General features: G+C 70.0%; 7 protein-coding genes. 4 read left to right on the top strand and 3 right to left on the bottom strand.

Annotated elements, in window-relative coordinates; all coding sequences use genetic code 11:
• Positions 1 to 24 precede the first annotated feature (24 nt).
• Complete coding sequence (locus tag ENSA5_RS33715) at positions 25 to 1,872, top strand: CRTAC1 family protein (RefSeq protein WP_106395835.1); 1,848 nt, start codon at positions 25 to 27, stop codon at positions 1,870 to 1,872.
• A 63-nt stretch (positions 1,873 to 1,935) separates the two neighbouring features.
• On the opposite strand, the gene folP is transcribed toward ENSA5_RS33715, so the two are convergent.
• On the bottom strand, positions 1,936 to 2,838 hold the full coding sequence (folP, locus tag ENSA5_RS33720) for a dihydropteroate synthase (protein WP_258183102.1): 903 nt from the start codon (positions 2,836 to 2,838) through the stop codon (positions 1,936 to 1,938).
• A gap of 139 nt (positions 2,839 to 2,977) precedes the next feature.
• Between folP and ENSA5_RS33725 the strand changes: the two genes are divergently transcribed.
• From ENSA5_RS33725 to ENSA5_RS33735, 3 genes are read left to right on the top strand one after another with little or no spacing between them, the layout of a single operon-like run.
• Positions 2,978 to 3,250 carry a nickel-binding protein gene (locus ENSA5_RS33725; protein ID WP_181198434.1) on the top strand — a complete coding sequence of 91 codons (273 nt, stop codon included), beginning with the start codon at positions 2,978 to 2,980 and terminating at the stop codon, positions 3,248 to 3,250.
• Complete coding sequence (locus tag ENSA5_RS33730) at positions 3,247 to 3,927, top strand: hypothetical protein (RefSeq protein ID WP_106395837.1); 681 nt, start codon at positions 3,247 to 3,249, stop codon at positions 3,925 to 3,927. The genes ENSA5_RS33725 and ENSA5_RS33730 overlap by 4 nt, the downstream gene beginning before the upstream one ends.
• 3 nt (positions 3,928 to 3,930) lie before the next feature.
• The gene (locus tag ENSA5_RS33735; protein WP_106395838.1) at positions 3,931 to 4,479 is read left to right on the top strand and encodes a hypothetical protein; all 549 of its coding nucleotides are present in this window, start codon (positions 3,931 to 3,933) and stop codon (positions 4,477 to 4,479) included.
• Between the two features lie 16 nt (positions 4,480 to 4,495).
• On the opposite strand, the gene ENSA5_RS33740 is transcribed toward ENSA5_RS33735, so the two are convergent.
• On the bottom strand, positions 4,496 to 6,394 hold the full coding sequence (locus ENSA5_RS33740; protein ID WP_181198435.1) for a hybrid sensor histidine kinase/response regulator: 1,899 nt from the start codon (positions 6,392 to 6,394) through the stop codon (positions 4,496 to 4,498).
• A gap of 232 nt (positions 6,395 to 6,626) precedes the next feature.
• A complete protein-coding gene (locus ENSA5_RS33745) occupies positions 6,627 to 12,218 on the bottom strand; it encodes a protein kinase domain-containing protein (RefSeq protein WP_106395840.1) in 5,592 nt (1,863 codons plus the stop codon).
• Positions 12,219 to 12,238: the final 20 nt, after the last annotated feature.

A 12,238-nucleotide genomic window follows, 5' to 3' on the forward strand; every position in this document is an offset into this window, starting at 1 on the left:
CCGAAGAGCGTGTAGATTCGAGGCGTGACCGCTGGTCCGAGGCTCTCGCTGCCACTCGCGCTGTTCGCGGTCGCAGCCTGCCGCGGACCGCTGCTCAGCTACGACGACGAGGCCAGCGACGGCGACAGCCACGCGAGCGGCTCGACCGACGAGACCGGCGAGGACCCGGACCCCTTCGGCTGCGAGCCGTGGCCCGAGCCCCCGCGCGGGCTCGGGATGGGCACGACCACCGCGCTGAGCTTCACCGACGTCACGACCGAAGTCGGCCTGCTCGACACGGCCTACTACCCGGGCGACTGGCCGCCCGGCTGCGATCCCGAGGGCTCGGGCACGGTCGGCGTCCCGTGCAAGATGGAGCTCCAAGGCGGCGGCGCGGCGGTCGGCGACTTCGACGAGGACGGCTGGCCCGACATCTACCTGACGCGCCTCGGCGGCCGCGACCTCCTGTTTCGCAACCTGCTCGGCGAGGGCGGCGGGGCCCCGGCCTTCGAAGAGCTCGGGCTCGAGCGCGGCCTCGTCGATGAATTCGGCGGCAACGGAGCCGCCTGGGTCGACGTCGACGGCGACGACGACCTCGACCTCTACGTGACCAGCTTCGACGCGCCGGGCCGATTTTGGTTTTACCGCAACGAGCTGCGCGAGACGGGGGTTGCGAGCTTCGTCGAGGAGGCCGAGGCCCGCGGGCTCGCGCTCGACGACGGGCTCCCCCACTTTGGCTTCTCGATCGCCGTCGGCGACTACGACCGCGACGGCTGGCTCGATCTGTACACCAGCGAGTGGCGACCGGGCAGCGCCCCGACCCTCGACACCAACCACGCCCGGCTGCTCCACAACCTCGGCCCCGAGCAGCCCGGCGCGTTCGAGGACACGACGACGGCCGCGGGCGCCTCGATGCTGATGATCAACCCCGCGGGCGTCCACGCCTTCGCGCCGAGCTTCGTCGACCTCAACGAGGACGGCTGGCCCGACCTCGCCGTCGTCAGCGACAACGGGACCAGCCGCCTGTTTTGGAACCTCGGCGACGGCAGCTTCGCCGACGGCACGCCCAAGGCCGGGGTCTCGCTCGAGCGCAACGGGATGGGCTCGGCCTTCGGCGACTTCGACGGCGACGGGCACCTCGACTGGTACGTCAGCGCGATCTTCTCGCCCGACGACGAGCTCGAGTGCGGCAACCCGGTCTGCGGCAAGGGCGGCAACCGCCTCTATCGCAGCGAGGGCCCGGGCTGCTTCGAGGAGCTCGGCGCCGCGCGCCAGCTCGAGGTCGGCGGCTGGGGCTGGGGCGTGGCGATGTGGGATCCCGACAACGACGGCGACCTCGACATCGTCGAGACCAACGGCTTTCAGGTCCCCCACGGCCCCCCGGGCCTGTTCTTCGTCAACAACCCGCTCCGGTTCTGGCGCAACGGCTCCGAGCTCCTCGGCGAGTCGGACTTCGCCGAGCGCTCGGCCGCGGTCGGGCTGCTCGACAGCGGCCAGGGCCGCGGACTCGTGACCCTCGACTACGACCGCGACGGCGACGAAGACCTGCTCGTCGTCGACAACAGCGGGATGTTCGGGACCGGGACCAAGCTGTGGCGCAACGAGTCCGGCGACGACAACGCCTGGCTCGACGTCGAGCTCGACGGGCGCGCGGGCAACCGCCACGGGGTCGGCGCGAGGATCGAGCTGACCCGCGAACCCGGCGGGCCCACGCAGGTCCGGGTGATCGGGGTCGGCAGCCACTTTCTCGGCCACGGGGAGTACCGGGCCCACTTCGGGCTCGGGCCCAGCGAGGCCCCGGTCGCGCAGCTGCGCGTGATCTGGCCGAGCGGCCAGGTCAGCGTGCTCAGCGACCTCGACCCGCGTCAGGTCATCGAGCTGGAAGCTCGATGATGACCCCGCAGCCGCCCGCCATGAGCGGGCGCGGGCGCGCCGAGTTTGACCTCGAGGTCGAGCTCACCGGTCTCGAGCGGCCGCGGCTGCTCGGCTGAGCTCGGCCTCGATGCCCCCGCGCACGCGCAGGGCCTCGACGGTCTCGCCGACGTCGTGAACCCGGACCGCCGCTGCGCCTCGGGTCGCGGCCACCACCGCCGCGACCACGCTCGCGAGCATCCGCTCCTCGACCGGCTTGCCGCCGGTCAGCGCGGCCAGGAAGCGCTTGCGGCTCGCGCCGATCAACACCGGGCAGCCGGTCCGCGCGCGCAGGAAGTCGCCGGCCCCGACCAGCGCGGCCGACTGCGCCCGGGTCTTGCCGAAGCCGACGCCGGGGTCGACCACGATTCGCTCGCGCGCAACCCCAGCGGCCTCGGCCCGCGCGACCGAGCGCCCGAGCTCGTCGGCGACCTCGCCGAGCAGATCGTCAAAGCGCGGCTCGGCCTGCATCGTGGCTGGCTCGCCGCGCAGGTGCCCGATGACCAGACCCGCGCCGGCCTCGGCCACGACCCGCGCCATCTGAGGGTCCGCGAGCCCGCTGACGTCGTTGACGATCGCGGCCCCGGCCGCCAACGCAGCCTCCGCGACGCGCGCGTGACGGGTGTCGACGCTGATCGGCGCCGCCGCCAGCTCGGGATCGGCCCGCAGGCCGGTGATGATCGGCAAGATGCGCTCGAGCTCGGTGGCTTCGTCGACGGGTGTGGCACCCGGACGCGTGGACTCGCCGCCGACATCGAGGATGTCCGCGCCCAGCTCGACCCAGCGCCGACACTCCCCCATGACAACCGATACGTCAGGCTGCTGCGCGGGCGAGACGATCCACCGTCCCTTGTCGTAGAAGCTGTCGGGCGTCGCATTGACGACTGCCATCACGAGGCAGTGGTCCAGGCTCAGCGCTCCGCGGGCGTGCTGCCAGGTCTCGGTCACCCGGACAAGGTAGCAAGGACGCGGCGCGAGGGCGATACCGCCCCAGGCCTGAAACGATGAGCCGTTGACCCCGGCGACCGAAGCCACTGATAATGCGTAGTAGCGAGTCGATCGGAGACTTTCGGAAATGCCACAGTACATGACAATCCATCGCGCGCCCGGGCTCCTTCGCGAGCAGTGGGCCGAGAACGCCCCCAGCGTCCACGCCGGCGAGCACGCCCGCTTCGTCCAGGCCCACGTCAACCTCGGAGCGGGCTTCATCTTCACGATCTACGAGGCCCCGAGCCAGGACAAGCTGATCGAGCAATTCGAGGAGCTAGGGCTGCCCTACGAGGAGATCCACGAGGTTCAGTTCAGCCAGTCCTTCGCCGAGATGGAGCAGATGCTCAAACAGATGGGGCAGCTGTCTTGACCGCCGAAGCGCAGCTCACCATCCCTCCGCCGCGCGCCGACCGGCCGCCGCTGAAGACCAACCTGCTCCACACCATGCAGCAGGCAAATACAGCCCTGGCGCCGCTCTTTCCCTACCTCCACCCAGGCGCGATCGTAGCAACGGGGGCCTTGTTCATTGGTGACACCGACAAAGACTACGGCCAATTCTATCACCACAACACCGTCGACGAGGTCATCATCGCCTTCGTCGCCCAGGGTGGGAACCTCAAGACCGGTCAGCTCTACAATGGCGGTCGAGTCCATGGGGTCAATTCTTTCCTCAAAGATCAGACCAGCCCCGGGACCTTCGCGGTGTTCACGATCACCCAGCGCCAACTCGACGAGGGCGAGCAGAGCGAGGCCATCTCGCTCTTGTGCACGAAGTGCCGCAAGCAGCTGCTCAAAGAGACCTACGACAGCACCTCGGTGCCCGACGCCCACGAGCTCGACCACCCCTTCGTGACCCCGCTGATGTCGGCCGAGGCGTTTCGCGCGTACAACGAGGATCCCGAGCGCCGTCGCTGCCCCGATTGTGGCCACGTCAACGAGCCCTTCCCCGTTCACGCCTGGGGCTGGGATCTCTACGCCACCCAGTCCACGACGATGACCGCCGCCAAGCAGATACTGCTCGAGGCCGGCGGCAAGGAGGCGAGCTGAACGATGCCGCTGCCACGCAAAAAGACCTTCGTCGTGTTCAAGGAGGCCCCCAAGCTCGGGCCCTACGACGAGCGCCCGATGCTCCCGGACGCCGTCCAGACCCAGGTCTGCCTGAGCCGCAACGACGGCCCCCAGCCCTTCTTCTTGATCTGCGAAAAAGACACGCTGCTGGCGGTGTTCTCGGGCACGGGCAAGGTCGAGTTCAAGGACACCGGGGTCCACTACTTCTCGCTCGAGCCCGGCGACCACGTCTACGTGCCCGCGGGCGCGCCCACCCGGCTCACGGCCCTGACCGAGACGATCATCATGCGCTACAAGGCGCGCGAGCCGGGGCTCGAGGGCGTGGCCTGGTACTGCGAGTCGTGCGGCGCCGAGCTCTATCGGCACGTGTTCGACACCGCGCAGACCCACCCTCAAGAGGGCTACCTCGCCGGCTGCGAGGCCTTCAACGCCGACGAAGCCCGGCGCAGCTGCGCCTGCGGTGCGACCCACCCGCCCGTCGATCTCGCGCCCTACCGCTGGGCCGAGCTGGCCGGGCAACTGCGCGCGTAGCTCTGGTCTGGTCTGGTCAGGTCGCCGTCGAGCGAAGCGCGGCCAGCTTGCGGAGCAGCTCATCCATCGTGAACGGCTTGCGTAGAAAGTCCTTCGCTTCGATCTGGACTTCGCCGGGCTGCAGCGGCGCGTAGCCAGACATGTACACGACCTGCGCGCGAGGATGCCGTTGGCGGACCCCGTCGACGAGCTTCGAGGCCGAGGTGCCGGGCATCACGACGTCGGTGAGGACGATGTCGATCGGGCCCTCGTGGGCCCGCATCATCCGCAGCGCCTCATCGGCATCACCCGCGCACAAGGTGGTGTAGCCCGCCTCGCGCAGCGCGGTGGCCACGACGCCGCGGACCATCGCGTCGTCCTCGGCCACGAGAATGGTCGCCGGCAACAGCGGAGCCGAGACCGGCGCCCCCTCAACTTCGTCGTCTTCGAGCTCTGCCTCCTCTGCCCAGGGGAGGTACACGCAGAAGTTCGAGCCTCGGCCCGGCGTGCTGTGTACCCTGACCCAGCCCTTGTTCTGGCAGACGATGCCGTGGACGGTTGCGAGACCCAGACCGGTGCCACGGCCGGGCTCCTTGGTGGTGAAGAAGGGCTCGAACAGCCGGGCCTGGGTCTCGGTGTCCATCCCGACCCCCGTATCGGTCACCGTCAACAGGACATACTTCCCCGGCTCGCAGTGGTCGGCGGCCTCGATGTTGACCGTCGCGGTCTCGATCGTCAGGCGCCCGCCGTTGGGCATCGCGTCGCTCGCGTTGACGGCGAGGTTCATCAAGATCTGGGTCGCCTGCCCCGGATCGACGCACACACAGCACGCCGCGGGCTGAAGGTCGATGACGACCTCGATGCTCTCGCGGAGCAGGCGGCAAAGCAGGCTCTCGGTCTCGCGGATCAGCTCGTTGAGGTCGAGGACCCGAGGCTCGACGAGCTGCTGGCGGCTGAAGGTGAGGATCTGTCGCGTGAGCGTGGCGGCGCGCTGCGCCGCGCCGACGATCTGCTCCGCCGACGTCCGCAGGCTCGGCTCGTCCAGCTGGGGCATCATTAATTCGGCGTTGCCGAGGATGACGAGCAGGAGGTTGTTGAAGTCGTGGGCGATGCCGCCGGCGAGGCGCCCGATCGCCTCCATCTTTTGGGCCTGGCGCAGCTGGGCCTCGCTGCGGCGCAGCGCCTCCTCGGCGCGCTTGCGCTCGGTGATGTCGACCAGGACCGCGAGCGAACGCTCGAAGTCGCCCTCGGCATCTCGCTGGGCGACCGCGGACAGCAGGATGTCGAGGACGGCGCCGTCCTTGCGAACGAACTGGTACGGGATGTCCTCGACGACGCCGGTCCGAAAGTACGCCGGCAAGACCTCCTGGGTGGCGTAGTCCTGCGACTCTGGGGTCATGAACTCGACGGATCGACGCCCGATGACCTCGTCGCGCACGTACCTCATGCGCTCGAGCCAGGCCTCGCTCACGTCCACGAGCCGCCCCTCAGCGTCGATCGAGTGCATCATCGCGGGCGTCCGCAGGTACAGGTATCGATGTCGGCTTTCACTCGCGCGCAGGGCCGCCTCGGCGTCTCGGCGCGCCGTGATCTCCTCGACCACCACCGCGACCGCGACCACCGTGGAGCCACCGAGCAAGATCGGCAGGTAGCTTGTGACAAACTTCCGCCAGCGGCCGGGCTCAGCGGGTGTCTCGCCGCTGATCTCGACGCGCTCGAGCGCCCGACCCGACTGGAGGACCGACCGGATCATGGGCTCGACGCGATCGGCGACGGCCGGCATGACATCTCGTATCGAGCGCCCGAGCGTCGCCTCGATCGAGACGCCGTTGATCGACGACAGTCGATCATTAATGTGGAGGTACCGGAGCTCACGGTCGATCAGCGCGAGTCCGACGGGCGCGCGCTGAAATAGCTCCTCGAAGATGAGATGCATCTTGTCGCTATCCATCGCCATACGCGCTTGGAGCGAGATGCTAGGCCCGTTGAAGATCGCGGTCAAATCGAGTTGAGGCGCCGACACGGATCTGATTGGCGCCGGAGCCGGCGTCGCGAGCGTCGTCGTTTTGAGCCCGACTCGGCCGGGCCAAAGCTCATACTCGTCGGCGTTTCGATTGGAGCCAGCAACGCTCCCAAGCGCGCCGCGATCGGCCGCCGCCGCCGCCGCCTCATTGGCATCCAGCGGCGAGCTGCTCGGACTCGTCGACGGCCGGGAGCGCGATCATGAAGCAGGTCCCCTCCCCGAGCGTTGTCTCGACCACCAGCTCGCCGCCGTGATCCTTGACGATCCCGTGGGACACGGCGAGCCCGAGGCCGGTGCCCTCGTAGCGATCTTTGGTCGTGAAGAAAGGGTCGAAGATCCTCGGCATGACGTCGGCGGGGATCCCCGGACCCGAGTCACGCACGGCGATGTGGACCCAGCCGGGCCGCTCGGATCGCTCGATGCGAATGTCGATGCGCTTGCGATCGTCGTGGGTGCCGTAGCGCTCGTTGAGCGCGTCGCGTGCGTTGGTGACCAGGTTCATGACGACCTGCTGGATCTGCTGAGATCGGCAGCGCACGAAGGGCAACCCCGGGTCGGTCTCGAACTCGATGGTGATGAAGTCCCCGGTCAAGAGCGAGCGGACCAGCGAGAGCGTCGAGGCGACGACCTCGCGCAGCTCGACCGTCTCGAGCGCCAAGGTGGCGTCTTGACGCGAGAACGCCAGGAGGTTGCGCACGATCGTCGCGACGCGGTTGGACTCGTAGATGATCTCGGTCGCAAACTCGACCATCGTGCTCTCGCTCGAGCTCGACTGGATCAGGTCGGCGTAATTCATGATGCCCTGGATCGGGTTGTTGATCTCGTGGGCGACGCCGCTGGCCAAGGTCCCGACGGACTCGAGCCGCTGATGCTGACGGATCTGGGCCTCGAGGCCCTGCTTCTCGGCCTCGGCCCGCTTGCGCGCGCTGATGTCGGTTGCGACGGCGACCGCGTTTCGATGGAGGCTGTCGGTCTCGCCGAGCAGCGTGCGTCGGACCTCGATCGGGGCGACGCGGACGGCGTACCAGCGCTGGAGCCCGGCGTGGGGCACGAACTCGAGCTCGAGCTCGCGGCGCTGCCCGTGGTCGAGCACGGCCGCGACGGCCTCGCGCCACGCGCTCGCCGATTGGGGTCGCAGCGAGCCCTCGGCGTCATCGTCTTCGTCGCCGTCGAGCCCGGTCAGCGGCCCGCTGTGGTTGCGGAACACGACCCGCCCGCGCTCGTCGAGCAGGGCGATGAGATCGGGGGCGCCGTCGACGAGCGAGCGCCAGCGGGCCTCGCTGCTGTGCAGCGCGCTGTAGAGCTGGGCGTTCTCGAGCGTGCTCGCGGCCTGGCCGGTGATCAGCTGCAGCGCCCGGATGCTCGTCGGGCTGAAGCCGTGGGTCGTGAGCCGGTTCTCGAGCACCAGGGCGCCGAGCCGGCGCTCGCCCTTGACCAGCGGCAGCGCCAAGACCGAGCGGACCTCCTCGCGCTCGAGGTAGGGATCTCCGGCGAAGCGCTGATCGGCCCGGGCGTCGTCGAGCACGACCGACTGACCGCTGCGCACGACGAAGTTGATCAGCATGCTCGGGGCCCGCTCGCCAGCGTCCCGGAGCAAGGGCGGGTCCGCGAAGATCGTCGGCTCCCCGACGGCGCTGGCCTCGGCGACGAGGGTCAGCTCCCGGCCCTGGTCGAGCACGATCAGCCCGCGGTCGGCCCCGACGCTGGTCAGCGCGGCGTCGAGCACCCGGCCGATGACCTCGTCGAGGCGGAGGTCTTCGCTGATCGCCCCGACCGTGCGCAAGACCGCGGCGAAGTCGAGGGGCGGCGTGGTCCCGGACACCGACGTGCCGCGCCTGCCGGGACCACGCGACTCGAGCGCGCGCGGGCTGGCGCTGCGCGGGGGGTCGCCGCGGCCCCCGAGCTCGGCGAACAGCACGGGGTGGGCTTCGATCAGCTGGTCGAGCTTGGCGTCGGCGCCCCAGGCAGCGTAGGCCGTCCACGCCTGCTGCCTGGCCCCATCGACGAGCGCGCTCATGCCCTCGCGCTCGAGCAGCGCGGCGAGCTGCTCGGCCGCGAGCCCCTCGATCCAGCGACAGCCCCGCTTGCGGGCCAGGGCCCACGCGCGATCGAGCAGCCGAACCGCCTCCCCGACCCGGCCCCGGACGGCGCAGCGGAGCCCACGCGCGAGGTAGAGGTAATGCTCATAGTTGGCCGCGCCGTGCTCCGTCCAGCGCCGGAGCGTGCGCAGGCCCTTGCGAGCCGCGGCCGCGGCCGACGCAGAGGGCGGGTGACCGCCGAGCAGCTGCCCGTAGTAGGCCACGCAGGTCAGCACGCACGCGCGGGCGATGTACCAGGTGTTGAACACGACCTTCTCGACGTCGTGGATGCAGCGCATGCAGCTGTCGAGCGCGGCCGCGTGGTCGCCAAACACCAGCTCGCGCATGGCCTTGGCGATGAGCCCGACGTAGAAGTTGGTCGGAGCGCCGTTGTTGGCCAGGATCTGGTCTGGATCGAGGTCCCAGACCTGGTCCCGCTCGGAGCTCTCGTCGGCCTCGGTCTCGGGTCCGCGCAGCGACAAGCACAGCCCGCGCAGGACCCAGACCATGACCCTCATCTGGTTGGGGCACCAACGCCCGACGTCGCGGGCGACCCGACGAGCGTGGCGATCGAGCACCCGCAGGTGGGTCCCGATCTCGAGCTGCATGTCTCCGCCGAAGCCGCCGATGAAGCTCGCAGCGTCGAACTCGCCGGCTTCGAGGGCGGCCGGGTAGCTGGCGTCGAGCTGGGTGACGATCTCGGCGAAGGGGCGCCCGCGGTGAAGAGACAGGGCGCCGCCGAAGGCGAGCACCCGCGACTCGGACTTGGCCGTGGGCTCGTCGCGGGCGAGCTCGCGGGCGAGGTCTTGCATCGCGATCCCCTCGGCGATCTTGCCGAAGCCGCCGCCGAGCCCGATCGACAGGTCGCCGATCGCCTTGGTCAGGCTCGGGTGGTAGCCGCGCGCGCCGATGAGCAGCAGCTGGAGACCGGTCAGATACAGAAACAGGCGGTAGTTGACGGCGAAGGCCGGATACTTGACCTGGTCGACGAGCGCGAGCACGGCGGCGTCACGCGGGTCTTCGCAGCGGGGCATCCTCGCCGTCGCCTCGACGTCGAGGTCCCGGGTCAGCGACCACGCGCGGGTCAGCACCACCCTCGCGCGGAGCCGACTGGGCGTGCGCGGGACCGGCGAGCCCAGGCGCGCGAGCGCGGCCAGGCCCAGATCCACGGCCTCGCGGTAGCGGGTCTCGACCCACAGCAGGCGCACGCGTCGAGCGGCGACCTCGCCGTAGTGATGATCCTCGAGGCCCCAGTCGAGCAGCTCCGCGAACGCCTCGTCGGCCTCGGCCCTCCGCCCGTTGAGCGCGAGCGAGTACGCGAGCTTGAAGTGGAGGTGGAAGGTCAGCTCGTAGCCGGGCGCCGCCGCGCCCCGCTCGATGACCTCGTCGCGCAGATCCTGGGTGAGCGCGATGCCGCGAGCGAGGTAGCTCTGGGCGAGCTCATGGGCCGCGGTGTCCAGCCCGCGCTCGCCCGCGCGAAGGTCGAGCTCGGCGAGCTCGATACGGGTCGCGCGATCGGGATCGGCGGGCGCGCCCGCGTCGAGGTGGTCGACGATCTCGAACAGCTGCTCGTCGGATTCGGCCAGGCTCGCGAGCAGCTCGCGACCGATCTTCCAGTGCAGCGCCCGCCGCGTCTCGTCGTCCAGACCCCGCCGCGCGGCGTCCTGGATGCTGTCGTGGACGAAGCGATACTCACCGCCGACGCGGCCGAGCAAGCCGGCGTGCTCGAGCTCGAACAGGCCGGTCGTCAGCTCGGCGCGGGTCTGGCTCGACACCAGCGCCAGCCGCGGCAGCTCGAAGCGCGAGCCGATGCAGGCCGCGCGTTGGATCACGTCGCGCGCGCTCGAGCTCAGCGCGTCGAGCTTGGCGCCCATCATCGTGACGGCGTCGTCGGGGATCGGCTCGGCGTCGACGCGGGCCTGGTCCCAGACCCAGCCCCGCTTGCTCGGACGCAGGAGCCCGCGCTCAGCCAGCTGGGCCAAGAACTGGCCAACGAAGAGCGGCACCCCGTTGGTCTTGCGCGCGATCGTACGCGCGAGCGCCTCGACCTCGCGCGCGCCGGGCAGGGCGTCGGCGAGCATGGCCTCGATCGCGCCGGTCGAGAGCCCGCTGAGCTCGAGCCTCCGGGACCGAGGGTGATCGTCGAGCCCGGCCAGGACCGCGCGCAGGGGATGCTCGTCGCCGAGCTCGTCAGTCCGGAGGGTGAAGAGCAGCAACAGCGGGCCGCTGTGACCATGAACGAGGGCCTCGAGCAGGGCCACGCTGCCCTGAGCGGCCCACTGCAGATCCTCGATCACCAGCGCGATCGGCCGCCGATCGCTGCACGCGATCGAGAGCAGGCGCTCGACCGTGACCAGCAGCCGGTTGCGGGCCTCGGCCGCGTCGAGCTGCGCGGGCTTGGGTTGCGGCCCGAGCACGAGCTCGGCGGTCGGACACAGTTCGACGACCACGGGCGCGAGGCCACCGAGCCCTGCGCTGAGCTGTCGGCGCCAACGGTCGAGGCGCGCGTCGCTCTCGGTCAGCATCTGCTCGAACAGCATGGTCAGGGCCTGCTCGAAGCCGACGTAGGGCACCTCGCGGTGCGCGTCGAACTTGCCCCGCAGCATGTAGCCGCCGTGGCCGACGACCGTGGTCTCGAGCTCGCTGACCAGCAAGGACTTGCCGACGCCGAGCGGGCCGCTCAGGGCCACGCTCTGCCGGCCCCCGGACCCGGCCACGACCGCGAAGGTCTCGGCCAGCTCGGCGTGCTCGCGCTGCCGCCCATAGAGCCGACGAGGCAGGCGGAGCTGGGTCGTGAAGTCCTCGGCGCCGAGCTCGACCTGCCCGTCATCGAGCTTGGCCTCGTGCAGCGCCTGGAGCCGACGCAGGTCGGTCGCGAGGCCCGCCGCCGTCTGGTAGCGGTGCTCGGGCGCCTTGGCGAGCAGCTTCATGACCAGGCGCGAGAGCCCGGCCGACAGCTCCGGGCGCAGCTTCGTCGGCGGGTCGGCCTCGCGGGCGAGGTGGGCGTGGATCAGCTCGAGCGGCAGCAGACCTTCGAAGGGCAGGTGCCCGGTCAGGAGCTCGTAGAAGGTGACCCCGAGCGAGTAGAGGTCGCTGCGCAGGTCCACCGCGCGGCTGGTCCGGCCCGTCTGCTCGGGCGAGATGTACGGGAGGGTGCCCGCGAGCACGTCGCCGTCGTAGATGTGGCGACGCTCGCTCTCGAGCAGCACGGAGATCCCGAAGTCGACGAGGTGGACCCGCAGCGACCGGGGCTCGATCAGGATGTTGGTCGGCTTGATGTCCCGGTGGATGACCCGCGCCGCGTGGGTCCGCGCGAGGATGTCCGCGATCTGTGTTGCGATCGACCAAAACTCCGCGATCGCCAGCGGCCTGCCGCCCGCGTACTCCCCAAGATCGACCCCGGGGATCCGCTCGAGCACGAGCACGAGCTGATCCCCGACCCGACGTAGCTCGCGAGCTGTGACGACCCCCTCGATGTCGAGCTTTTGGATCAGCTCGAACTCGTGCTGGACCCGGTCCTCGTCGGCTTCGTCTTCGATGTTGAAGACCTTGGCGATCACCGCCCGCCCATCTCGATCGGAGACCGCCTCATAGACGCGCGAGCGCGCGGATTCGCGTAGCGGTCGGATCGCCCGATACTCTGCAAGCGGAAAGCCCATGCTCGGCGGGGCCCGAATAG

Origin of the sequence: Enhygromyxa salina (assembly GCF_002994615.1) — a bacterium.
GTDB classification, from domain to species: Bacteria; Myxococcota_A; Polyangia; order Nannocystales; family Nannocystaceae; genus Plesiocystis; species Plesiocystis salina_A.

Bases quoted from the DNA above. Each gene is read 5' to 3' on its own strand.
- ENSA5_RS33725 (WP_181198434.1), top strand. From the start codon at position 2,978: ATGACAATCCATCGCGCGCCCGGGCTCCTTCGCGAGCAGTGGGCCGAG.
- ENSA5_RS33735 (WP_106395838.1), top strand. From the start codon at position 3,931: ATGCCGCTGCCACGCAAAAAGACCTTCGTCGTGTTCAAGGAGGCCCCC.
- ENSA5_RS33745 (WP_106395840.1), bottom strand. From the start codon at position 12,218: ATGGGCTTTCCGCTTGCAGAGTATCGGGCGATCCGACCGCTACGCGAA.
- ENSA5_RS33740 (WP_181198435.1), bottom strand. From the start codon at position 6,394: ATGCATCTCATCTTCGAGGAGCTATTTCAGCGCGCGCCCGTCGGACTC.